The following is a 25,118-nucleotide window of genomic DNA, read 5'->3' on the forward strand; positions in this document are numbered from 1 at the left end:
TAACATCTTCCTGTACGATAGACAGTTGTGCCTTGTCTAACGTTTATAACCGGTCGACTTTATCCTTAACCTGACCGCTACATTAAACTTGATATGGGGGTACATGGCACGCCATTCCTCCATCTCCGTCTGATTGTTCCAGTGCGTGCCTCCATATCGGAGGCCGAAACCGAGCGGATCCAGGCCCGTTTTTTGAATCTTCTCCAGCAGTTTTTTGACCGATTGGGATATTTCCTTGCTAAATTGCTCTTCGATCTTACGCAGATCCTTCGGATCCAGTTGTTCGGGATCCTCCTTCTCCTCCAAAATCGCCGTTATCCGAATCTTGTACTCAATGGTTTCTTCCCCTGCTTTATCCGTTGTGATCTTATATCTAGCCCGGGTCCTGTCCGTATTCACTTCAAGCAATTCTCCCTCAACCCTCGTCCCGAAATTGGTGCTTAAATTTCGGAGGTCAAGCAGGTTATACAGCCTGGTTTCCTCCTGATTCAGAATCACCTTCACCTTGCTTTTATCCATCAAGGCTACCTTGTTGATATTCAGAACTTGGTCTTCGGTCGTTTCCACGACGGGCATAACCGGATCTTCACCTTCCTCCATCATTCGGCGGGTCAGATCGAAGGAGTATGTCTTGGTAATGAACGGGGATTCCGTCCCATCCTCACTGAGCGCCAGAAATATCGCGTTTCCGGCAATCCGCTCCGTTGGGGGTTCAGCCTTTAATACGGCTTCCGCTGTAGGAACAGCAACCCCTGGGTACATCAGCAGCTGCATATCTCGCCTCCGAACGGTCCAGTCTTGAATTTTACCGATATTTTCCCGGGCATATGCTTCGCCATACATAACTCCCTTGCAATGTCCGAAGTCAAGCTCCTTATCTACTTTGGATTTAACCTCCCTGATTGCTTCAGCGATGCTTGTCGCTTCCTGCGTAATAAGCAATGACTTCTTATCCCCGGTCTTCGGGTCTCCCGAAGGAATCGCGATTTTGAAGCTGAATCGGTTCATGCCGGGATTTTCCTTCGAGACATCAATGCCAATGGACACAACAAAAAGTCTGAGATCGATATCCCTAAAATCACATCCCGACAGAAACAAAAAAGAGCAGCACATGAGCCAGACCAGCCATCGTTTCAGGTCTTTCATGCTTTCTTCCTCCTTTTCCTCCATACCGCATAGAATAACAGGGCAATGAGCAGGAATTCCCCTGCGAACCGAACATCCAGAAAGACAATCGCCATATCATTTAATATGTATTGGTTCACGATAAACGACGTCCCGAAGGTAATCAGGGAAAAGAGGAGAATCACCCACCATTCGATTTTCCTCCTTTTTGTCATCGCTTCGCCCTTATCGACCTTTAATCCGAAGCTTCCCAGAATCAGATCCTTACCCACATGCCAGTGAATGATGGAATTCACGAGGGAGAGGCACATGTACACCACGTAAAAGACGTAAATCATCCGTTCAATGATGAAATAACGGATCCGAAGCGAGTCCACCGTCGAGAAGGCAGGATACACGTGTTGTCCGGCGCCCGCAGCGCCCAATATGCCAATGGGGGCAAAGATCGAAACCAGAAGGGTAAGTATACTAACCACCACAATCGCCCAAACATGGCGCACTCTGAATCGGTGAAATATCCGATTGAATACCACCATGTTCACGTAGCCGGTAAAAATAAAAGTTGCCGCCGCCACCGTTTCATAATTGGGCATATTCCATGCATAGGTTATGATTTGTCTAACGGAATCCCAGCTGAAATAGGGATTGCTGAAGACACGCCATGACATGTAGGCGATGATAGGCACACAGATGTACAGAATCATCTCCAGGGCATAAATAATGGACTCGGAATCCAGCCTCGCGCTAAGTCCAACCACCACCAGAAATCCCACCAGAACAATATAGGGAGACACATCGGGACTGATGTAGCGAGAGGTAATATCAACGAAACTGACCAAGGTAATCACGCTGGAGAAAAACCACGCGAGTCCGTATAAAAAAAGCAGAATGCCGGATATCCATTTGGACATAACCGAGTGGAAAATCTCCGGCAGCCCTTGTCCTGGAAATTTTTGAATCAGCTTAACGAAAGTAACCAACAGCAAGGTGCCGATTGGAATGGACACGAGAATCGACATCAGCGCACCGTCAAAGCGATCCGTAATCAAGATGCGAGGGACATAATTAATCAGGTTGATGGTTGCATTGAGCAGGAAGAGGTAATAAAAATATTTATTTCTAACCACTTCGCTGATCTCCTTTCTTGTTCCAGTCCACAGCAAACATCTTCAAGTATGGTTTACCGAAGGATCGGAGGCTCGTAAGGTACATGATCATGGCCACCATCCCCAAAACGATACCGACTAAGCCGAATAAGGTGGCCAGTGCAATGAACAAATATTTCGTGACACGGATGCCTGAGCTCATCATCGTTATCGGGATCACAAAATTTGTTATCGCTACGGCGGAAACCAGGATGATCATGATGTTACTAACCAATCCCGCCTCCGTAGCCGCGGTTCCCAGAATGAGACCCCCTACCGTGGTAGCGGTCTGACCGATCGCTTTGGGCAGCCGAACACTCGCCTCCGTCAGAAATTCCATCGCCAGCAGCATGAAAATCACTTCAAAGAAGGACGGATACGGCACCGTAGCCCGGCTCCCCGCAATAAGCAGCGTAACCTGCATCCTCAATATCTCCGGATTATAGGAGGTGAAGGCCACATAAAGGCTTGGCATCAGCACGGTGACAAACAAGGCGATATACCGGATTCCCTTGAGAAACCAGCCGATCGGGGGAAGCTGTATTTTGTCATCCATCGCCGTGAAGAAATCATTGAATATGGCCGGCAGCAGAAGGGCATACCCCGTTGAATCCATCAATACTGCAATCTTGCCTTGGGAGATATTCAATACGGCCCGGTCAGGACGTTCGGTTAGCATGAGTGTTGGATACAAACGAAACTTAGGATGCATCGTGTGTCTCTCAATTTCGGAGGCCGATTGCACAATATCCGCTTTGAGCTCGGACAATCGCTTTTTAAGCTCCTGTAATACCGTTTCATCCACTTTGCAAGCATCGTACATAATGATGATTCGGGTCTGCGACAGTTTGCCGACGGTCATGAATTCCGTCTTTAAATTCGCGGTTTGGTAACGGTGGCGAATCAGGTTCAGGTTCACCTCGATATTTTCCGTAAACGAATCATCGGGACCCTGAATGACATTCTCCGTACTGGCAGGCTGAATGGCGCCTGCATTAACCAATACGGCGTCAAACAGGAGCACGCTGTCCCGGAGAAATACGGCAACGCAGCCCCTTAGTATATTCCGAAGCAATTCCTGTTCATCTTTCGGCTCCACGGTTGAGGGAAAGGACCGGAGGAATTGGTCATATAGATCCAAGGATTTCAGTTCATAAAAACGGTTAATCAAATTTTCGTTAACCATGATGGGATCGCACATGCTCTTAAGATAAATCAATAACGCGTGCTCCCCTTCATTCTTCAGCTCGCGCTGCTCGATATCTCCGATATTACGTAGATGTTCTTGCAGACACTTCTTGGCATCCTCCGCCTTTAAATATGATTCGCTGGTCATCCGATACCACCCTCATTTCACTAAATTCCGAATCTCACGCTGTCTCCTTAGATTCTGCACAAATGTCCCAAATTATTTACAATCATCCAGAAAACGTTAAGAAAGCCGCGATCGAAATCAGCTCGTTTCTAATCATTCCCATGTGGTAATAATGAAGACAGAGTCTGAGTTTAAGGGCAAGACCCCTAGAAACTGAGGAGGAATCGTGAATGAACCCATCCAATTCATCGTACCAAGGACTGCCGCAATACCCGGTGTCGCTGTGGAGAGCGACTACCGAACTGCCCGACTTCCCACGCTTGGCCGAGGATATCGAAGCGGATGTGGCCATCGTCGGAGCCGGCATAACCGGAATCACCACAGCCTATCTGCTGGCGAAAGCAGGTAAAGATGTGGTCGTCGTCGATGCAGGCCGCATTCTGAACGGAACAACAGGTTTTACAACCGCGAAGGTAACAGCACAGCATGGGCTGATCTATCATGAATTTATGAATCATTTTGGAGAGGAGAAGACAAGGCTCTACTACGAAGGAAATCGCGAAGCGATCGAATTCATTAGGGATATTATTGGCGGAGACGAAGGGAAATTCGGGCTGAAGCTGGAGGATGCCTATATCTACGCTCAACAGGAGGACAAGTATCTCACAAAGCTCGAGGATGAAATCAAAGCTTATGAGAAGCTCGGCATTCCGGGAGAGTGGCAGGACAGCCTTCCCCTGCCTATGCCGATTCGGGGAGCCATCAAGATGCCCGGGCAGTATCGGTTCCATCCTCTGCAGTATTTGAAACATCTGACGGAACAATTTCTGAAACTCGGGGGGCGGATCTATGAGAACACGACCATGGATGAAAAGGCCGAAACCGATGGACCGATTACGCTGCTGACCAAACGGGGCGGACATCGGATCACTTGCAATCACGCCGTGTCGGCATCTCATTTTCCGTTCGTTGACGAGAAGGGATTGTTCTTCACGCGGCTGCATGTGGAACGCTCCTACGCCATTGCTGTCAAACCCGAAACCGCCTATCCGGGAGGGATGTATCTAAGCGTAGATCAGCCAACCCGTTCCTTGCGGTCAGCTTCTTATGACGGTGAGGAGCTGGTTATCGTCGGAGGCGAGAATCACCCGACGGGCCGCAGCATCTGTACCCATCAGCATTACGAAAATCTGGAGCTTTTTGCAGGAAAGCTGCTGGGCGCTTCCGCCATTCCATATCGCTGGTCGACTCAGGACCTGATCACACTGGACAATATGCCTTATATCGGGCCGATTACGTCCAATCAAGACCGGATCTTTGTTGCGACAGGCTTCCGGAAATGGGGAATGACGACTGGTACGCTAGCCGCAAAGATCATTAGCGATCAAATTCTGGAGAAAGAGAACCGTTACTCTGAGGTGTACAGCCCGTCCCGCTTCAAAGCCGATCCGAGCATCAAAACATTCGTCGTCCAGAATGCCTTGGTTGCGAAGGATTTCGTGTCCGGCAAGGTGGAATTGTCCCACGCCGATATAACCGAGCTAAAAGCCGGCGAAGGCGCAGTCGTCCGCCATAACGGTCAGCGCGCCGGGGCTTACAAGGATGATCAGGGGAATCTCCATCTCGTGGATACGACCTGTACCCATCTCGGCTGCGAGGTGGAATGGAACGAGGGCGAACGCTCATGGGATTGCCCATGTCACGGATCACGCTATCGCTATAACGGCGAGGTGCTGGAAGGGCCGGCCATTGAGCCGTTGAAGCAGTTGGACCCGGAGAGCTAAGCGGACGCCGCGATCCCTCTAGTGACGCCTTATCTAAAAGAAGTGAAGCCCATGCGAGCTTCACTTCTTTTTTTATAACATGGGACTACACACCAGAAATGACCTAAATCCAACCAAAAATAACATATTTCCGGTATAATAAGCTTACACATCGATTTCGGGAGGGACAGCCCATGGTTCTAGGCCCTGAGTATTTGGATCGAATTAAAGAAGACGTCTCGGAGAAAAAAGCCAAAGAGAAGCTGCGCGGCATCCCGCAGCAAAGCCTGCTTAGTGATTTTTTAATGACCCTTGCCGCTGCAGGTGCCTTCATTGTGGTGGCTGCCATCTTTGGTTTTATTTTGTATAACATACGATATTAGAGACCCTTCAACTAAGCCTCCAAGGTAGTAATCACTAAAGCTTATAGTTTCTTACCATTCCAAAAAGGCACCCTGACGGGTGCCTGTGTTATGTTATGACCTGGGCCTGGATTACCTATGCAGGCCTACGCGATTTCTGATGCCGGTTCCTCGCGTATGCCTCAAGCGAACGGTCCACGATGATCCGTATGAATTCCGGATCCATATCCTGAAGCCATGGCATGGCGTTATTCCAAGCATTTTCCTCGATTTGAAGCGCGATCTGCTTCTGCTCCCATTCATCCACCGTTCGATCCATCCGGTCGCAGAGTTCTGTCAGCGTCAGGTCCATCGAATGGCCAAGCTCATGTGCAAATACCACCGCAAAATAAGCAGAAAACAGCTCAAGTGTGCCAAACAGCTGCAAACACTGCTGGCGTATGACTTCGGTATACATCGTCACGCTGTGCGAATTCATGACATATTTCCCGCCGATTAACCGGCCCCCTGGGAAATACGCCTCCATCTCCACGGTGACACTGCTGCCCGACCGACGTAGAAGCTCTTGCGTAATTCGGTTCAGTTCGGACTTATTCAATAATGATCATGGCTCCCTTTAAAGATATAAACATAAACATCATTATAAAAGAACCATATGAAAATGCAATAACAAATATGCCTGCCAGCTTACTCTCAACCTACCAAAACCTATCATTAATCACCCCAAATAAGAGACCCACTCCGCACGCGGATGGGTCTCTTATTATAACATTCCTTGCCTCGCTATCCAGCTTCATGCTGGTCGCTGAATTGACTGTTATACAGGTCCGCATAGAAGCCGCCTTGAGACAGCAGCTCTTCATGGGTTCCCTGCTCGATAATGCTGCCCTTATTCATAACCAGAATCAGGTCTGCATCCCGGATCGTGGACAGTCGATGCGCTATGACAAAGCTGGTACGGTCTTTCATCAGCTCATTCATCGCTTTCTGGATATAGAGCTCCGTTCGGGTATCCACGCTGCTGGTTGCCTCGTCGAGGATCAGAATCGATGGATTAGCCAGTATGGCACGCGCAATCGTAAGAAGCTGCTTCTGCCCCTGCGATATGTTAGAGGCCTCCTCGTTCAGAACGGTATCGTAGCCGTCCGGCAGCGTCCGGATGAAATGATCCGCGTGAGCCGCTTCCGCCGCTCGGATGATCTCTTGTTCCGTGGCGCCTTCGCGTCCATATCCGATATTATCCCGGATGGTCCCGTTAAAGAGCCATGTATCCTGCAGCACCATCCCGAACAGGCTGCGGAGTTCGCCGCGCCGAAGAGCGGTAATATCCGTGCCGTCTATCGTAATCTTGCCCTTATTCAGCTCATAGAACCGCATCAGCAGATTAATGAGCGTGGTTTTCCCGGCACCGGTCGGTCCGACGATGGCGACCGTTTGCCCGTGCTTCACGTCCACATTCATATCCTCGATCAGAAGCTGGTCCGCTTTATAGCCGAAGCTCACGTTCTCGAAAGACACATCGCCAAGCGGCTTCTTGAGCGCTGCCGGAGCTGTATGCTCTGACACTTCTTCTTCCTCATCCAGCACTTCAAATACGCGCTCTGCCGATGCGATGGTGGATTGAATGACGTTCGCGATATTCGCAAGCTGGGTAATCGGCTGCGTGAATTGGCGTGAATACTGGATGAATGCCTGAATATCCCCGATCTCAATCGCTCTGCGGGTAACGAGCACGCCGCCGACGACACTGACGATCACATAACCGATATTTCCGACAAAACCCATCAGCGGCATAATGGTACCCGATATAAACTGGGCTCTCCACCCGGCATCATAGAGTTTGTCGTTGACCTCATCAAATTGCTCCATGGACTGTCGTTCCCGGCCAAAGGCCTTCACAACCTTATGACCCGTGTACATTTCTTCCACATGCCCGTTCAGCTCACCCAAATGCTTCTGCTGAGCCACAAAATGCTTCTGCGAGCGCTTGGCAACCACAATGGTGACCACCACGCTAAGCGGCAAGGTCAGAATAACCACCAACGTCAGCAGTGGACTGATCGTGAGCATCATCACGATAACGCCGACCAGCGTGACAACGGAGGTAATCATCTGCGTCAGGCTCTGCTGCAGCGTGCTACTGATATTGTCCATATCGTTGGTCACCCGGCTCAGCGTTTCCCCATGCGTCCGAGCGTCAAAATATTTCAGCGGCAAACGGCCGAGTTTGTTGTAAACATCCTTACGCAAATCATACACGGTCCGCTGGGCCACACCAGCCATAACATATTGCTGGATATATGCAAACAGCGAGCTTAAGAGATATAAACCTGCAAGCCAGAGCATGATCGTCCGAATAGCGTCGAAATCGATCCCGGCCCCCGGCACGCCTTGCATCTTGGCCATGAAGCCCTTGAACAGGATCGTGGTCGCATCCCCCAGTATTTTCGGGCTCACGATGCTGAATATCGTACTGAGAATAGCTGCAATCAAAACGATCAGCAGCTTGCCGGTATGCGGTTTGAGATATCGCGTTAACCGGCGAAAAGTGCCTTTGAAATCCTTGGCTTTCTCCCCCGCCATTCCGGGCCCGTGCGGGCCGCCAAAGGGACCGCCCGGTCCCCGGGGATGTCCTCCCCGTTGCTTCTCACTCATGCGATCTCCTCCTCTGACAGCTGCGAGGTAACGATTTCGCGGTACACATCGCTGGAAGCCATGAGCTCCTCATGCGTGCCGATGCCGGCAATGCGTCCCTCATCCAGCACGATAATCCGGTCAGCGTCCATGACGGTGCTTACCCGCTGAGCGACAATCAGAACGGTAGCTTCCGTCGTTTCCTCGCGGAGCGCAGCCCGAAGATTGGCATCCGTCTTGAAATCCAGCGCCGAGAAGCTGTCGTCAAACACATAAATTTCGGGCCGTCGAACCAGCGCCCTTGCAATCGAGAGCCGCTGCTTCTGACCGCCGGATACGTTGCTGCCGCCTTGCGAAATCTCGGCATCGTATCCGCCCTCCATGGAGGAGATGAAATCGGCGGCTTGAGCAACCTTCGCGGCATGCCGGATCTCCTCGTCTGTTGCATCTTCTTTACCGTAGCGGATGTTCTCCGTAATGGTACCGGTGAAGAGCAGCGCCTTCTGCGGCACGAATCCGATCCGACCCCGCAGGTCCTCCTGCATTATGGCCCGGATATCCGTACCGTTGACGAGAATCCGCCCCGATGTCACGTCATAGAAACGCGGGATCAAGCTGATCAACGTCGATTTACCTGAACCGGTTCCGCCGATAATTGCGGTGATTTCACCCGGCCCGGCACGGAAGGAAATATCGGATATGGCAGGCTCCTCCGCACCCGGATAATAGAAGGTGACATCCTGAAATTCAATCGAGCCGTGCTCCACGCCGGCATCGCTCGGCTGCTTCGGATCATGGATCTCCGGCATCATGTTCAACACCTCATTGATCCGAACCGCCGATGCCTGTGCACGCGGAATCATGACAAACATGACGGATAACATGATGAGCGAGAACATGATCATCATCGCGTATTGGAGAAATGCCATAAGGTCGCCGACCTTCATATATTCGGCATCTATGCGGTGGGCTCCGAACCAGACAATCGCCAGCGTGGCAAAGTTCATAACCAGCATCATGACAGGCATCATCGCCCCCATGATTTTATTGACTTTGATCGAGGTGGCCGTCAGGTCCTCGTTCGCGTCGTTAAAGCGGACGGTTTCATGGTCCATCCGGTTGAAGGAACGGATGACCCGGATTCCGGTCAGATTCTCCCGCAGCACGCGGCTCAGCGTATCAATCTTCACCTGGATCGCTTTGAAGAGTGGAATTCCTTTTTTGGCGATAAGGAAAATAGCCAGTGCCAGAATCGGCAGGACGATCAGAAGCACCGTCGTCAGTCCCGGGTCTCTCGACACGGCCATCACAATCCCCCCGATACACATCATCGGTGCTATCGCCATCATGCGAAGGATCATGATCGTGACCTGCTGTACCTGCGTAATATCGTTCGTTGTACGGGTAATCAGGGATGCCGTACCAATCTTGTCGAATTCCTGCAGCGTGAAGTTCTCCACATGGGAGAAGACGCGTCCCCGAACAATCTTCCCGAATCCCGTAGCGGATTTGGATGCCAAATAACTCGCGGCAATAGAGCAGACCATGCCCCCTGCTGCTACCAGGAGCATAAAGCCGCCCACACGCCAAATGTAAGGCACATCTCCCTCAACGATGCCATAATCCACGATATCTGCCATCAAGGTCGGCAGGTACAGATCAGACAGACATTGGAAAAATGTGAACAGCAGGACAAAAATGACCGCGGTCCGGTACGGTTTCATGTAGTGAAACAGTTTTAACAAATCCCCCACCCCTACTCGTTGTCTGATATCGTTTCATTCGTTTTGCGTTTTTGCTCGTGAAAATGATACACCTTCGTTAACAGCTCCGTCAGTTTGACGCTGTCCTCTTCGCCTAGAAAATCCACCAGCTCGTTAAAGTTGTTCTTGACGTTCTGATAGGTTTTCTGGACAACGCGGTGCCCTTCCTCGGTAAGCTGTACGCGCACCGCACGTCGATCCTGTACATCCATCACCCGCTCCACCAGACCTTTGCTCTCGAGAGCGTTAATAAATTGGGTGATCGTCGGAGACGTAACATTCATCATGCTGCTGATTTCGGACACTTTCATGCCAGGACCATCAGGCTCGATATGATGTTTGAGTCCCATCAGAACGCGGATCTCGCCGGGCGTATAGCCGGAAATCAAGTGCTGATCCCATTCCTGCTTGTGGAACATGCGAATGCTGTACAAGAGCCTCCCGGCAACACTGTCCTCCCGCCTGCCATCCTTCATGCATGGTCCTTCCCGCGAATGTTTATCCTTGTTCCCGTTCCTTTCTTTATGTAAATCTGGATGTTGATCCTCTGCCATGGTCCACCTCTTTTCGGCAACGGCTCGAATAAATAGATAGTTTGCCAATTTATTTGGTTACCTAACTATATACCTGGAGATGACCGAAGTCAAATCGACTCCGGCCTTCCCTTAACATCCATTATTCATCATCGTACAGCAGCTGCTGATATGCCCCTTTGCGGTCTCGGTCGCTCTTGCGGGACGACTTGCCCGAGGTCTTGTTCTGGCGGCGGGTGCTGACCCTCTCTTTACGGGCGATATGGGCCAACTCCCGCTCCGTTTTCTTGTAGTTCGCATATCGCTTTGCATCCAGTGTTCCGTTCTGCAGCGCTTCTTGGACCGCACAGCCGGCCTCCGTTTCATGACGGCAATCATGGAACCGGCACTGCTGGGCGAGCGTGGCAATGTCCGCAAAGGTTGCCTCGAACCCTTCTTCCGAATCCCACAGCTGCAGCTCCCGCATGCCCGGCGTATCCACCATAATCGCGCCTCCCGGCAGCACAAAGAGCTCTCGATGCGTCGTCGTGTGCCGTCCCCTTGCGTCCTCTTCGCGTATTCCTTGAACCCGCTGCATCTCCTGACCGGACAGCCAGTTCAGCAGCGTCGACTTGCCGGCACCGGAGGTACCCGTAATGGCGACCGTTTTCCCTTGCACCAGATACTCCCCAAGCTGCTCCTTCCCTTGATCCATCAAGGAGCTCACCGCATGAACCGGCACGCCCGGTGCAACAGCCTCTACCTGCGCGACATAATCTTCCGGCGATTCACATAAATCCGCCTTGGTAAGCAGCACGACGGGTGCAGCTCCGCTCTCCCAGACCGCAATCAGATAGCGTTCAATCCGGCGGACATTAAAATCCTTGTTCAGCGCGTTAATGATAAACACGGTATCCATGTTTGCGGCAATGATCTGCTCATCCGGGACGCTTCCCGCTTCCCTGCGCGTCACCGCGGACTTTCGGGGGAGCAGCTGATGAATGACGGCACGGGATTCCCCTTGCAGCGGCTCCACCATGACCCAGTCGCCAACAGCGGGAAAATCGCTTTTGCTGGCTGCTTCGTATTCGTATTTGCCCGTGACAATCGCGGACTGCTCTCCCTCTTGCGTAATAATGCGGTACTGCTTCGAGAATTGGGCTGTGATGCGTGCAGGTACCAGCGCTTTATCCTGCTGCGGGATCTGCCCGGCCATCAAACTCCAATGTTCATTCCATCCATAGGCTTGCAGCATGGTCATGTCTTGTTTAGTCAAATTCGTTATATCCCCTTATCGTTATTGGATTGGTTGTTATCAAACACAAAAAAAACCGCAGATTTGTATCCGCGGCTAATCTGAATATATACAAGAAGAAGGCACCAAACCCCGTACGGCCAAGCCGATAAAGGTCATGCCAAGCCCTTGCATAGACACAAAAAACCCGCAGGATACCAAGCACGGTCTCCTGCGGGCTCTTTCAGTATGGAGTTAAAGACAAGTATAGCTACATGCCTTATACCCCTATACCATTAGAATTTCCCGTCCAAAGAGACCAACGTCAATGCGACCCATCCACTATGCATCATAACCATTTGACATCAGCCTCCTTCAGCTTAATTAATATATCCGTATTATAGGGGTCGTATTTCCAGGTGTCAACATCTCATGAAAAAATTAGATGCGCCTGTAATGCCTCCACTCCTCCGGCAGCAGCATCCCGTACTGTCGATTCAGAAAGCGGTCATCAACGAGCGTCAGCGTCCCGCTGTCCTGCTCCGATCGAATCAGGCGCCCTCCGGCCTGCAGCACCTTGTTCATGCCGGGGTACACGTAGGCGTAATCGTATCCCCGCTTGCCGGTACGATCAAAATAATCCTTGATGATATCATTCTCGAAAGATAGCTGCGGCAGTCCTACCCCGATGACCACGACGCTCGAAAGCCGTTCTCCCTTCAAATCGATGCCTTCGGAGAAAATACCGCCCATCACGGCAAAGCCGATCAGCGGAACTTCCGCATCCGCCTGGAAGGCGTTCAGGAATGCCTCCCGCTCCTCCTCGCTCATCCCATGCCCCTGGAGCAAGGTACGCGCTCCCGGATTCATTCTGGCAAACGCCTCATGAATATCCTGCATGTAAGGATAAGACGGCAGGAAGATCAAGGTGTTTACCGGCTTTTCCTGAACCAGCGCACTCAGCATCCGGACGATGGCCTCGCTGTTGCGCTCCCGATCCTTGAAGCGCGTCGATAACGGTAAAATTCGAACATCCAATTGCTCGGAAGAGAAGGGAGAGGGAATCGAGAGGCTGTAGTCCTCTTCCTCTGCTCCCAGCATGTCGCGGTAATATCCGAGCGGCATGAGTGTTGCCGAGAAAAATACGCTGGAGCGGTAGTTTTTTCCCGCCTGCTGAAGCAAATAAGAGGGGTCCAGGCAAAACAGCTTGAGAAACACCTCGCTCTGACTCATCTCCGCATACGTGACAAATCGGTCGTCATACAGCTTGGAGATGCGCAGATACCCCTGCACCGCAAAATAGCACTCCAGGAGCGCATCGGCCTCATCCCCGCTCTTGCCGGTCATCAGTTCTGCCTCCGCCTGGAGCGAGAAATCCTCAAGCAGCTCAACCATCATCTCCGGCTGCTGGGACCCGACAATCCGCTCTTCCTCCTCACTGACCTTACGCAGCACTTTAAAGCGGTTATTCACCCGCTTCGCCGCGTTGTAAAGCGCGGGATTGCTCTCTTTGTAAGCTCGTTGCAGTTCCAGAAAAGCCGATTTATTCAGCTCGGCCGAGAACATTCCCCGCGCACGGTCTACCAGATTGTGAGCCTCGTCAATGAGCAGCACGCTGCGTTTCTTCACGTCCTCCGGCATCCGCTTGAAGGATACGCGCGGATCGAACACATAGTTGTAATCGCAGATGACGGCATCGGCTGCATACGCGGCATCCAGTGAGAACTCAAACGGGCACACCGTATGCTTCCGGGCGTACTCTTCAATAACGGGTCTCGTGATCAATGTTTCATTCGAGAGCAAATCCAGTATGGCTCCGTTAATCCGGTCGTAGTAACCCTCCGAGAAGGCGCAGCCCATCTGACTGCAGCCTTCCGCCTCACGGAAACAAATCTTGTCCTTCGCCGTCAGCGTGACCGTGTGCATGCAGAGTCCTTGACGTTCCATACGCGCCATGGCTTCCTCCGCGGTGGTTCGGGTGATCGTCTTGGCCGTCAGATAAAAAATCCGCGACAACAGGCCCTCCCCGATCGCTTTAACCGAAGGAAACAGCGTGGATATGGTTTTCCCTATGCCTGTCGGCGCTTTGGCAAACAATCTTCGTCCTTCCCCGATGCTTTTATAGACGGCCCCGGCCAGCTTCCGCTGCCCCTCGCGGTAAGAGGGAAACGGAAACTTCAATTCGCGGATGCTCCGATCCCTCCGCTCGCCATGCTCCCGCAGCAGGTTGGCATAAGGCGCATAAGCCGCCACGACCTCCAAGACAAAGGATTCCAGCTGAGCGAAGCTCCATTCCTGTACAAACTGCTTCCGCTCTCCGCTCGGGACCTGGAAGTAGGTTAATCTCACCGCCATCTTCGGAATCTCATGCTGCTTGGCGTACATATAGGCGTACATTTGCGCCTGTGCCCAATGAACCGGGTACGTGTGCTCCGTAATCACGCCCAAATCGCCGGAGGTCGACTTGATCTCGTCAATCATGATCCGCTCTTCCTCCTGAATCAGACCGTCGCAGCGACCTTCCACGACAAACAGAAGATCCTCGTAAGGAATCTCCACTTCAAGCTGAACTTCCTTCTGATCGTTCTCACCATAGTCGCGCTGCACCTGTTGATGCGCCCGGGTCCCCTCGGTCAAGGATGTCGCCGTGCGAAAACCCGAGGTAATGCTGCCGCTGCGAAAGACGTATTCCACCAGCGGCCTGACGGATATTTGGATAGTATGAGGCATGATGGTCTCCTTCGTTCATGTTCTATGAAGGGTATTATACCAAACATTCGTTCCTGAAAGCGAAGCATCCAAGTTCGTTCGAAACAAAAAACGTGCAGAAGGCATCCTGACAGGATGGCGTTCTGCACGCTGTATGCAACATATGCTTACGGGGCTTTCTTCTGCATCTGATCCAAACTCTTGAACTCGTACCCCCGATTCCTGGCCTCGTCAATGATTCGCCCAAGCGCCTCGGTGTTGTCCTTGGAGATCGAGTGCAGCAGGATCACAGCGCCCGGGTGGAGCTGCGCGGTTACCTTATCATACGCATACTGCGCACCACGCTGGGACTTCACGTCCCAATCCATATACGCGAGCGACCAGAAGACATTGGTGTAACCCAACTGCTTGCTGGTCGCCAGCGACCGCTCATCAAAAATGCCCCGCGGCGTACGCAAATATTTCATGTCCGGCTGACCGGTTATGCGCATAACCTCCTTCTTCACCCGTTCCAGCTCCTCGGTCAGCTTCTCTGCCGAGATCGTGGTCACATCCGGATGATTCCAGGAATGGTTGCCGATAATATGGCCTTCCGCCGTCATCCGCTTCAGCAGATCTTCCTGCGTCTTCACGTAGTGTCCGGTCACGAAAAAGGTGGCGGGCACCTTCTTCTCTTTGAGCGTATCCAGGATACGGGAGGTATATCCGTTCTCGTATCCGTTATCAAACGTAAGATAAAGCTCCTTCTGCTCGGCATCGCCCATAAAGATCGCATCGTATTTTTGCAGGAGCTCCTTAAAACCCTCCTCGTTGATGGAGGGCAGCTGGCCATTGACGCTTTTTTTGAACCCAAAATGAAACGGACCGCTTCCGCCCGCCAAAGCCGCTCCGGCGATGGACAGCATCACCGCCAAGCTCATAAGAAGCATAAGGGCCGGACGAAGGATACCACGTTGCTTCATATCCGTTCTCTCTCCTTCATTGTTGTGATATGGATCGACTCCCCTGATGAAAGACCTGCCAAGGGTAGCATCACCTAATATCCCACAAATCGGAGCAAACTATGTGTTAGCCAACGAGAGCTACAATACCGTGATTCAGCGGCGTCTCACGTGATCTTAATCAATCGGCCCTTCTGATGACTCTGCAATGCATACTCGATCATGCGAATAACATTGCGGGCTTCTTCAGGCTGGACGGGTAACGGGCCATCCTTCTGAATCGCTTCGGCTAGTCCCTGATAAAAGGCCTGGTAGCGGCCGGGCAGCGTCTCAATCTCGCCCTGAACCGCAAGCCCGCTCAGCTCGGTAGCAAGCTCCCCGTACTGGTCCGGCTGGTCTTCGCCCCAGCCCGCATCCCCCGGGTGCATCCCCTGCTTCAGCTGTCCTTCCTGAGGGTCTGTTCCATACTTCAGGAAGCTTCCCTTATCCCCGTGCAGCTCGAATTTCGGGCCGGCTTGCCGGACCAGCGAACCGGAATGCAGAATAACGCGAAACGTTTTGTAACCCAACACCAGATGAAAATAATCATGGGTTTTGGACCCTTTGCGCTCCGTCCTCAAATCCGCCCACAGCGTCTCCGGCAGACCGAACAGGAACAAGGCCTGATCAAGCAGATGCGAACCTAAATCGTACAGAATGCCGGACCCGGGATTTCCCTGTTCCCTCCACCGCTCCGATTGCACCTCCGGACGGTAGCGGCTGAACTGCGCCTGATAAATGGAAAGCTTGCCGAGCGCCCCAGTCTCCAGCAAATTGCGGACGGTCAGAAAGTCATTGTCCCAGCGGCGGTTGTGATATACCGTCAGCAGGACTCCCTTCTGCTTGGCAAGATCAATCAGCTGATCCGCTTCGGCGGATGTTACGGTAAACGGCTTCTCGACGACCACATGCTTACCAGCCTCGATGGCTAGCCGGGTATATTCGTAATGCGTTGCATTCGGACTCGTAATGATGACAACATCAATATCCGGATTAGACAAAAGCTCATCCACACTATCGACAACCGACGTATCAGGCAAATCCTTATGAACCTTGTCCGGATCTGATGACACAACCGTGTGAATTTCGTAATCCGGCACGCTTCTCAGGATAGGTGCATGAAACACCGACCCGGACAGGCCGTAGCCGATGATTCCCGCTTGTATTGCCATAAAGCAAGCCTCCTCTTCCCATGGTTCTATGTTGATTCGATATGTATCGTTTTGATTCCTTGCAACATCTTAACATTCCGCAAATATTTTACAACCTCAAATGGTAAAGCCGCCTGCACATTAATCACTGTGCAGGCGGCTTTCTTTATTGCCATAGCTAAATGATAACCGGAAGACCGCTTTCGGCCTAGCGAATTTTAGTAAGGATCCGCCTCATGGCCCATGCGGTTTGCATCCTCTACCGCCTGCTCCCGTACGTTCTCGTTCGAGCCCTTTCTGGCCTGCTCGAGTCCTTCCCGCACGCGGCGTCCATAATCCTCATCCGCATTCGTGAAATATTCCACCATCTTGTCTTGAATCCGGATATCGCATTGGATCAGCGCACCCACCAAGTTGCTAATCAATTCGTTTCGCTCCCAATCCTCAAAGGCTCTGTACGTATCCCCGGCCTGCTTGAAATCCAGCGTGCGATCCAGCTTCTGCCGGACGAGGTTGGCATTATAATGGGGCTGATGCGGTTTCGCTGTCTGAGCGGCTTCCACCAGACCGTCGGTCATGGACGGCTCGTAATCCACATGTGGACTTTGCCCTGGTGCCTTATCCACGTAATAAGACATCTGCCCGCCGCGCTGATTGGTAGCGACCCGCTTCTTCGGCGCATTGATCGGCAGCTGCAAATAGTTGGTGCCCACCCGATGCCGCTGGGTATCCGAGTAAGAAAATGTGCGACCTTGGAGCATCTTGTCGTCCGAGAAATCGAGCCCATCCACCAGCACGCCCGTGCCGAAGGCCGCTTGCTCCACTTCGTTATAGTAGTTCTCCGGATTGCGGTTCAGCACCATTTTGCCTACCTTCAGGAACGGGAATTGATCTGCCGGCCACAGCTTGGTAGCATCAAGCGGATCGAATTCCAGCTCCGGATGCTCATCATCGCTCATAATCTGAACGCATAGCTCCCATTCCGGATAATCCCCGCGTTCAATGGCCTCATATAAATCCTGTGTCGCGTGGCTGTCATTCATGGCCTGGATCTTGCTTGCTTCTTCCTGGGTAAGGTTCTTAATGCCTTGCTTGAGCGGCTCCCAATGGTATTTGATCAGCACGCTATTGCCCTCTGCATTGACCCATTTGTATGTATTCACACCAGAGCCCTGCATTTGGCGGTAGTTAGCCGGAATGCCCCATGGGGAGAAAACAAACGTGATCATATGCGTCGCTTCCGGGGAACGGGAGACAAAGTCGAACATGCCGACAGGCCCCGGAACGTTGGATACCGGATCCGGTTTGAACGCATGGACCATATCCGGAAATTTGAGCGGATCACGGATAAAAAATATTTTCAGGTTGTTGCCGACCAGATCCCAGTTGCCTTCTTCGGTGTAAAATTTCACGGCAAACCCGCGCGGATCCCGAAGAGTTTCCGGTGAGCCGGCACCGTGGATAACGGTGGAGAACCGGACAAACACCGGTGTGCGCTTGCCTTCAACCTGAAACAGCTTGGCCCGGGTATATTTCGAAACAGGCTCATCGCCCACTTTCCCGTAAGCTTCAAAGTAACCGTGAGCTCCAGCACCACGAGCATGCACGACGCGTTCCGGAATGCGTTCCCGGTCAAAATGCGTGATTTTCTCCAGATAATGATAATTCTCCAGGGTCATCGGACCCCGATTCCCTACCGTTCTCACATTCTGATTATCCGAAATAGGATGCCCCTGGCGGTTCGTCAGCGTATCCTCCCGCTCCGTCTCGCCGCGGTTCTGGGCAAATCCTTCCCGTTCTGGGTTCGTTCCATTATTACCATCATGTTCTTGACCACTCACGAATGTCATTCCTCCTTGGATTAAAGGCATGTAAAATGGGTTCTCTTACTATGGATATTATGTCCAAGGAGTGAAAATGTATGAAATGTCCCTTAATTTAAAACAAACTTAATCATGCTCACCCAACAGTACGCGGGTAAAGCTGATCCATTCCCTGACGGCAAACGACAGGTACCGGTCCTTCCTCCAGATCATCCCGAGCTGCCAGGGGATCGATGGATTATCCAGCGGCAATATCGTAACGCGAGAAGAATCGATTTCCTTACAGATCGTCTCTGGCAGCAGTGCGATGCCCAGATTGGCAGCCACCATACCGCTGATGAGGTCCCACTGCGAGCTTTCATAGACCACCCTTGGCTCGAAGCCCGCGCTGACGCATTCGCGGATAATCCGGTCATGCAGCGTAAAGTCCTCTCGAAACAATACAAACGCCTCGTCAGCAAGCTCATTCAGGTGCACATGATCTCTGCCCGCCAACTGGTGGGACGGATGGACTAGCAGGTTCAGCTTCTCTTTCACAAAGGAATAATAGTGGAATACATCCTCATTGACCGGCAGCACCGCGACGCCGATATCCGTCTGACCGCCTTCCACATCCGCTTCGACCTTCTTGGCCCCATCTTCAATCAGCTGAATGGTAATCTTCGGATATTCCCGGTGGAACTGCCCGATCACTTCCGGGAAAAAGCTTGAGCCTACCATAGGCGGAAGCCCAATACGGAGATGGCCGCGCTTCAGGTTCATAAGATCCTCCAGCTCGGCCGATACCCGCTGAAAGGAATCCACCATTTGCTGAGCCTGCTGATACATGATATGACCCGCGTCCGTCAGCTCAATCCGCTTGCCCTGCCGATAAAACAAAGTTACGCCCCACTCGTCCTCCATGTTGCGAATCGTTTTGCTGATCGTTGGCTGCGTAATATACAGCTTCTCGGCGGCCTTGGTGAAGCTTTGGTTCCTCGCTACCTCAAGAAAATACTCCAGGTGCCGTATATCCATCCGATACTCCCTCCGGTTTCTTCTATGTATAGATAAATGGAATGCATATCATTCGATATATGCATTTTACCTATGAAAATTATCGTTGTAAAATTTCATTACTAATGAAAATAAAGGAGGCCGGTCATGATCAACATGCTGAAAGGAACGCTCCAAGTGGCCGGTTTCATGCTTCTCTCCTTAGGGATGGATCAACTGGCCGCTTGGTTGAATATAGGGATTCCGGGCAGCATTCTCGGAATCGTTGTTGTATTCATACTTCTCGAAACCAAAGTCCTCCGCCTGGAGTGGATCGAACTTGGCGCTAATTGGCTGCTCGCCGAATTGCTGCTGTTCTTTATCCCTGCTGCGGTCGGCATCATGAAATATTTCCCGATGCTGGAGGCCGAAGGGCTCCAGATTCTAGCCGTGGTTTTGTTCAGCACCGTCATTGTGATGGTCAGCTCAGGACTAACCGCCGGCTTCATCTCATCCAGAAAGGAGCGAAAAACACCATGAACATCCTGTTGACGGTAATTCTCGGCTTATTGTTAACGATCGGGATTTATGGGGGGGCCAAAAAACTGTATCGCCGCCTGCCAAAGGTCTATTTGTCACCGCTCCTGATTACTCCTGTACTAATTGTTGTGATATTGACACAAACAGGCGTATCCTATGAATCATACAATGAAGGGGCGCAGTGGATCAGCAAGCTGCTTGGACCGGCTACGATCGCTTTTGCCGTGCCTTTGTATAAAAACTTCCAAACCCTTAAAAAGCATGCGGCCGAAATTATGCTCAGCGTGCTGACCGGATCGGTACTTGCGATGATATCCTCTGCATTTCTCGCAAAATGGATGCACTTGAACAGCTCGCTCGCCACCAGTCTCGTGCCGCGCTCCATAACAACGCCCATTGCCATGAACGTCTCGGAGGTCATTGGAGGGGTGCCGAACATGACCGCCGTCTTTGTCATTATGACCGGGATTCTTGGCTCCATGATCGGACCGGCCGTCATGCGGATCTTCCGGATTCGGGGCGATATCGCAAGAGGTGTGCTGTTTGGGACCAGCGCCCATGGAACCGGCACCTCCAAGGCATTCGAATTCAGCTCCCTTTCGGGGACGATCTCCAGCATTTCGATGATTGTCGCCGCTCTCTTCACCCTAGGAACCGCACCACTGATTATGTCCTTTCTTTATTAATATTGCTAAGACCCTGACAAAACCGGCGATGGCCGGTTTTTTTGGCTGTCTATTTCATGTTGTTATAAGAAGATTGGGGACTTACTTTAACTCTTTGACAACCTCCTCCGAAGAGGTCATAATAAGTTCTGTTCATTAGTTTTGTAAAATAAATGGTATACGGAATGTATATCAACAGTAAGAATAACGTCTATCGATTCTTAAATAACGAATGGCCGCTGGAGTTTTAGAATTAGGTATACCGCGGCACTGAAAGGAAGGCGATACAGGTGTTTTCCACCTCGCGGTTTCGGTTAACGATTACGAAGCCTTTTATATTTTTCTCTGTCATTATGCTGCTCAAAAGCTACCTGGCCTGGATGGTTATTTTTGATGATGTCATGCCATGGAAGCCGCTCATTACGGAAATTCCTTTTATTTGGCTTGTATTCAGCTTAATCGAATGGTTCGCTTCCAAGCGAAAGCTCGCTGCCTATATGAGTGTTAACTTATTGCTGACCGCCATATTCTTCGCAGCCATTATGTATTATAAATATTACGGTGTCATTGTTACGTATCACGCGCTGGAGCAGGTCAATCAGGTAACCGCGGTAAGCAATAGCGTATTCTCCTTAATGGACCCTTACTATCTGCTGATCTTCACGGATATCATCGGTATGTTTTTTCTATTATGGCGAAGTGACCGCGTTAAAAAATGGAAGATTCGGCATGCCAAGAAAGAAAAGCGCAAAATTATCCCTATTGTTTTCGTTGTCTCTTTAATGCTGTGCCTGTTCCAAATTATGCCGAACCGCGCAAGCATGAACGAAATCGTGAAGGCTCAGGAGATGGGCATTCTTAACTATGAGGCCTATACGATTTTCCAGCAGGAGAACAAAGAGCTCGTGGACGCCAAGACCATCACGCAGGATAAAGTCAACGAATTGAAGGGCCTCGGAGCGGCTGATCAGGAAGCCCTGCTCTCGGGTGTCGCCAAAGGGAAGAACCTGATCATTATCCAGATGGAGTCCTTCCAGGAGTTCCTGGTCGACCTCAAGATTGACGGCAAGGAAATTACGCCTAACATCAACAAGCTGGCCCGCGAGAGCCAATACTTCCCGAACTTCTACCAGAATGTCGGCCAAGGTAATACCTCGGATGCCGAGTTTGTGGTGAATACTTCCTTCTACATTCCGCCGCGGGGAGCGGCAACGCAGCATTATGCGGACAGAGTTCTGCCAAGCCTGCCGAGATTGCTGCAAGGGGAAGGTTATGATACTGCGACTTTCCACACCAATGTGGTGGAATTCTGGAACCGTGGAGAGCTGTACAAGGCGCTCGGTTTCAACCGTTATTACGATAAAGCATTCTTCGGCGATGAAGATAAGCTGTTCTTCGGTGCCTCGGATGATGCCCTGTATTCCAAAACCGCAGCCGAGCTGAAGAAGATGAACGAAGCCGATAAACCGTTCTATAGCCATGTCATTTCCATGTCGGCTCACCATCCGTTCACGATTCCTGAAGATAAATATCGGATGACACTGCCGGAGCGTTATGAAGGCACCTTCGTCGGCGACTACATCCGTTCGCAGAATTACGCCGATGATGCGCTTGGTAAATTCATTGAGCAGCTGAAGAAAGACGGCGTGTGGGATAACAGCCTGATTGTTCTCTACGGAGACCACCTCGGACTGCCGATTTATTCCTTGGACAACAAGGATAAAGAGCTGATGCACGAAATTTATGGCCGTGATTATAACTCCGGGGATATGATCAATATTCCGCTTTTGATTCACGGAGAAGGCATTCAGCCGGAAGTGAGGGAGCAAGTCGGCGGGCAGATCGACCTCATGCCCACGGTGGCTAACCTGCTCGGCGTATCGATGGACAATCAGCTTCATTTCGGCCAGGATCTGTTAAACAACACCGATAATAACTTGCTGCCGGAACGGTATTACCTTCCTTCCGGTACCTTTATTAACAATACGACCCTGTACATCCCGGGAATCGGCTTTGAGGATGGAACCAAGCATCCGCTTCCGAACGCGGACGAGAAGAAGATCCAGGCGACCAAGGAAGAATTCGAACGCGCGCTGCAGCTGCTCCATCTGTCGGACAGCTATATCAGACAGCTGCCATACCATAAATAGCCCGTTGCTTAATAGGACAACTCTTTCGATAATCGAAAGGGTTGTCCTTTTGTTGTGTTCGGCAGAGAATCGCCGGCAACCCTTGATGCATAAGGTTTTTCACACCCGAGGGCGACGGTTATTTGACATAGCGGCTTACTTTTTCTTATGATTAATAAGAAAAACTCTATCGATGTACTTTCACAGTAGACAGACCGCGTTTAGAGGAAGTTTTTCTTGCGATTATCGAATTTGTTCAGCTTCGCTGAAAACTATAAATTTTATAATCTTAGCAATATACCTTGTTTTGAAACTCGCATTCGTGGTGAAATTACGTACAACAACTTAAATGACTCATACTCATACGCTGACAATTAAGCCATATATTTTTTATGAACAAATCGATTATGAATTGTAGGAGTGACGATCCGACTTGGACCCCATACGAAGGATAAACAGAATTATATGTTCAACACTTGGCCTTCTTCTGATTGCTTCCTTTACGCATGTCCCCCTGGTGGACATTACCGATTCCGCTGCTGCTACGCAGGGAATGGAAGCGTCTGAAGGGACTCTTCCATCGCCAACGCCGTTACCCAAGAGCCCGGAACCCGTTCGGTTGATGTTGGAGTCGAAATACCATGTGTCTCTGCTTTCCTTGCATAACGTTACATGCCGCACGGATACCGATATGTTTCTGCTCCTAAAGCACATGAAACTAGACCCTTTAAAATTCCGGTCGAATTATGTTGACAGCCATGCATAGTAAGTGATGGTTATTAAAAAACTAATTCGGATCAGATAAAAAAGGATGTGTTTTGTTTGGATGACAGTATAGGCTTAAATTTATTCTTAGTCGCTGTGCTTATCGCAGCTACCGCTTTTTTCGTTATGACGGAATTTGCTATCATAAGACTTCGCCCCAGCCGGGTAGACCAATTGGTAATGGAAGGGCGCAAAGGCGCGCTTGCCGTCAAAAAGGTAACTTCGAATCTGGATGGATATCTGTCCGCGTGTCAGCTGGGAATTACCATCACGGCGCTCGGTCTTGGTTGGCTCGGGGAACCGACCATCGAGAAAATTCTTCACCCGGTGTTTGATAGCTTTGCAATTCCTGCGGCCATCGGATCGCTAATCTCGTTTTTGCTTGCATTTATTATCATGACTTATATTCACGTCGTTATCGGTGAACTTGCGCCGAAGACGATTGCTATTAATAAAGCGGAAGCCGTGTCGTTCCTCTGTGCGACACCTATTATCTGGTTTAACCGGATCATGTACCCGTTCATCTGGTTGCTGAACGGATCCGCCAACAAAATCGTTCGTCTGTTCGGCATGCATCCCGCCAGTGAGCACGAGGAAGCTCACTCGGAAGAAGAACTCCGCATGATTCTGAGCGACAGTTATGAGAGCGGAAAGATCAACCAAGCTGAATACGGTTATGTAAGCCGAATTTTTGCTTTTGATGATATGCTTGCCAAAGAAATTATGGTACCCCGTACCGATATGATCTGCCTGTATGTCGATAAGCCGCTTGCCACTAATCTGCAGATCATCAAGCGCGAGCAGTACACCCGTTTTCCGGTTGTACGCGGTGACAAGGACCAGATCGTCGGCATGGTGAACACCAAGCAGTTCTTTCTGGAGTTTGATGACAATTCCAACATCGACTTGACCAAGCTGATTCATCCGGCCATGACGGTATCCGAAGCGATACCGATCAAGAAATTGCTTCGGAAAATGCAGCAGGAAGGCACGCATATGGCCATCCTGATCGATGAATACGGCGGCACCTCGGGGATGATCACGATCGAGGATATTCTCGAGGAGATCGTCGGCGAAATCCGCGACGAATTCGACGAGGATGAAGAACGCGAGTTGACCCAGCCTGAGCCGAACCGCATTATTGCCGACGGCAAGGTATCCATTAACCGGATCAACGATCTGCTTCACATCGACCTGAGCACCGATGACCTGGATACGATCGGCGGCTGGCTGTACGGACATAACTCCGAGCTTGCCAAAGGCGATACATGGACTTACGGTGAACTGACGTTTACCATCATCGAGAAGAAGACCCACCGCTACACGAAGCTGCAAATTGTTAAAGAAACAGCCGAAACAGCAGCGGAAGAGGCAGCTGCCGTCGCAGCTGCAAGCGAAAACAACGAATAGATAACAGATAGCCAAGCCGCCATGCAGCCTTACCGGGTTATGCATGGCGGCTTTTCGTATACCGGAATGGCATTTTAACACTTTAACAAGTTATAACTCTGCTGTAATATAGAAATAA

General features: G+C 51.0%; 19 protein-coding genes. 6 read left to right on the plus strand and 13 right to left on the minus strand.

Features of this window, described 5'->3' with window-relative positions; all coding sequences use genetic code 11:
* Positions 1-36: 36 nt before the first annotated feature.
* From AC0VZ8_RS31910 to AC0VZ8_RS31920, 3 genes are read right to left on the minus strand one after another with little or no spacing between them, the layout of a single operon-like run.
* Complete coding sequence (locus AC0VZ8_RS31910) at positions 37-1,146, minus strand: Ger(x)C family spore germination protein (protein ID WP_475485466.1); 1,110 nt, start codon at positions 1,144-1,146, stop codon at positions 37-39.
* The gene (locus AC0VZ8_RS31915; RefSeq protein ID WP_475485467.1) at positions 1,143-2,252 is read right to left on the minus strand and encodes a GerAB/ArcD/ProY family transporter; all 1,110 of its coding nucleotides are present in this window, start codon (positions 2,250-2,252) and stop codon (positions 1,143-1,145) included. Before AC0VZ8_RS31915 ends, AC0VZ8_RS31910 begins: the two co-directional genes overlap by 4 nt.
* Positions 2,245-3,606 carry a spore germination protein gene (locus AC0VZ8_RS31920; RefSeq protein WP_475485468.1) on the minus strand — a complete coding sequence of 454 codons (1,362 nt, stop codon included), beginning with the start codon at positions 3,604-3,606 and terminating at the stop codon, positions 2,245-2,247. Before AC0VZ8_RS31920 ends, AC0VZ8_RS31915 begins: the two co-directional genes overlap by 8 nt.
* Before the next feature lie 209 nt (positions 3,607-3,815).
* Here AC0VZ8_RS31920 and AC0VZ8_RS31925 point away from each other — a divergent pair, with 209 nt between their 5' ends.
* Together AC0VZ8_RS31925 and AC0VZ8_RS31930 are read left to right on the plus strand one after the other, a co-directional pair.
* Entirely contained in the window at positions 3,816-5,369 is a 1,554-nt protein-coding gene (locus tag AC0VZ8_RS31925) for an FAD-dependent oxidoreductase (RefSeq protein WP_475485469.1), read from the plus strand.
* Positions 5,370-5,542: 173 nt separating this feature from the next.
* Positions 5,543-5,731 carry a hypothetical protein gene (locus AC0VZ8_RS31930; RefSeq protein WP_475485470.1) on the plus strand — a complete coding sequence of 63 codons (189 nt, stop codon included), beginning with the start codon at positions 5,543-5,545 and terminating at the stop codon, positions 5,729-5,731.
* A gap of 115 nt (positions 5,732-5,846) precedes the next feature.
* Here AC0VZ8_RS31930 and AC0VZ8_RS31935 read toward each other — a convergent pair whose 3' ends face one another.
* The 10 genes from AC0VZ8_RS31935 to cidR all read right to left on the minus strand — a co-directional run bounded on the left by AC0VZ8_RS31935 (position 5,847) and on the right by cidR (position 19,533).
* Positions 5,847-6,308 (minus strand): hypothetical protein, encoded by a 462-nt coding sequence (locus AC0VZ8_RS31935; RefSeq protein ID WP_475485471.1) that lies wholly within the window; start codon positions 6,306-6,308, stop codon positions 5,847-5,849.
* 185 nt (positions 6,309-6,493) lie between these two features.
* On the minus strand, positions 6,494-8,365 hold the full coding sequence (locus AC0VZ8_RS31940; RefSeq protein WP_475485472.1) for an ABC transporter ATP-binding protein: 1,872 nt from the start codon (positions 8,363-8,365) through the stop codon (positions 6,494-6,496).
* Entirely contained in the window at positions 8,362-10,089 is a 1,728-nt protein-coding gene (locus AC0VZ8_RS31945; protein WP_475485473.1) for an ABC transporter ATP-binding protein, read from the minus strand. Before AC0VZ8_RS31945 ends, AC0VZ8_RS31940 begins: the two co-directional genes overlap by 4 nt.
* A gap of 11 nt (positions 10,090-10,100) precedes the next feature.
* Positions 10,101-10,661 (minus strand): MarR family winged helix-turn-helix transcriptional regulator, encoded by a 561-nt coding sequence (locus AC0VZ8_RS31950; RefSeq protein WP_475485474.1) that lies wholly within the window; start codon positions 10,659-10,661, stop codon positions 10,101-10,103.
* A 121-nt stretch (positions 10,662-10,782) separates the two neighbouring features.
* Positions 10,783-11,895: a ribosome small subunit-dependent GTPase A gene (rsgA, locus tag AC0VZ8_RS31955; protein WP_475485475.1), complete on the minus strand. Its 1,113-nt coding sequence runs from the start codon at positions 11,893-11,895 to the stop codon at positions 10,783-10,785.
* Positions 11,896-12,294: 399 nt separating this feature from the next.
* Complete coding sequence (locus AC0VZ8_RS31960) at positions 12,295-14,583, minus strand: ATP-dependent DNA helicase (protein WP_475485476.1); 2,289 nt, start codon at positions 14,581-14,583, stop codon at positions 12,295-12,297.
* 146 nt (positions 14,584-14,729) lie between these two features.
* Entirely contained in the window at positions 14,730-15,524 is a 795-nt protein-coding gene (gene pdaA / locus AC0VZ8_RS31965) for a delta-lactam-biosynthetic de-N-acetylase (RefSeq protein WP_071218797.1), read from the minus strand.
* 146 nt (positions 15,525-15,670) lie between these two features.
* Entirely contained in the window at positions 15,671-16,714 is a 1,044-nt protein-coding gene (locus AC0VZ8_RS31970) for an oxidoreductase (RefSeq protein ID WP_475485477.1), read from the minus strand.
* A 197-nt stretch (positions 16,715-16,911) separates the two neighbouring features.
* On the minus strand, positions 16,912-18,534 hold the full coding sequence (locus AC0VZ8_RS31975) for a catalase (RefSeq protein ID WP_071218795.1): 1,623 nt from the start codon (positions 18,532-18,534) through the stop codon (positions 16,912-16,914).
* A gap of 108 nt (positions 18,535-18,642) precedes the next feature.
* The gene (gene cidR / locus AC0VZ8_RS31980) at positions 18,643-19,533 is read right to left on the minus strand and encodes a cidABC operon transcriptional activator CidR (protein ID WP_260068647.1); all 891 of its coding nucleotides are present in this window, start codon (positions 19,531-19,533) and stop codon (positions 18,643-18,645) included.
* 126 nt (positions 19,534-19,659) lie between these two features.
* Between cidR and AC0VZ8_RS31985 the strand changes: the two genes are divergently transcribed.
* The 4 genes from AC0VZ8_RS31985 (at position 19,660) to AC0VZ8_RS32000 (ending at position 25,000) form a co-directional block, all read left to right on the plus strand.
* Positions 19,660-20,031 carry a CidA/LrgA family protein gene (locus AC0VZ8_RS31985; protein ID WP_100541038.1) on the plus strand — a complete coding sequence of 124 codons (372 nt, stop codon included), beginning with the start codon at positions 19,660-19,662 and terminating at the stop codon, positions 20,029-20,031.
* The gene (locus AC0VZ8_RS31990) at positions 20,028-20,717 is read left to right on the plus strand and encodes a CidB/LrgB family autolysis modulator (RefSeq protein WP_071218792.1); all 690 of its coding nucleotides are present in this window, start codon (positions 20,028-20,030) and stop codon (positions 20,715-20,717) included. Before AC0VZ8_RS31985 ends, AC0VZ8_RS31990 begins: the two co-directional genes overlap by 4 nt.
* A 269-nt stretch (positions 20,718-20,986) precedes the next feature.
* The gene (locus AC0VZ8_RS31995) at positions 20,987-22,846 is read left to right on the plus strand and encodes an LTA synthase family protein (RefSeq protein ID WP_260068648.1); all 1,860 of its coding nucleotides are present in this window, start codon (positions 20,987-20,989) and stop codon (positions 22,844-22,846) included.
* Between the two features lie 801 nt (positions 22,847-23,647).
* The gene (locus tag AC0VZ8_RS32000) at positions 23,648-25,000 is read left to right on the plus strand and encodes a hemolysin family protein (protein WP_194540006.1); all 1,353 of its coding nucleotides are present in this window, start codon (positions 23,648-23,650) and stop codon (positions 24,998-25,000) included.
* The last annotated feature ends 118 nt before the right edge of the window (positions 25,001-25,118 follow it).

It is taken from the genome of Paenibacillus sp. QJM3NY_38 (genome assembly GCF_056173265.1).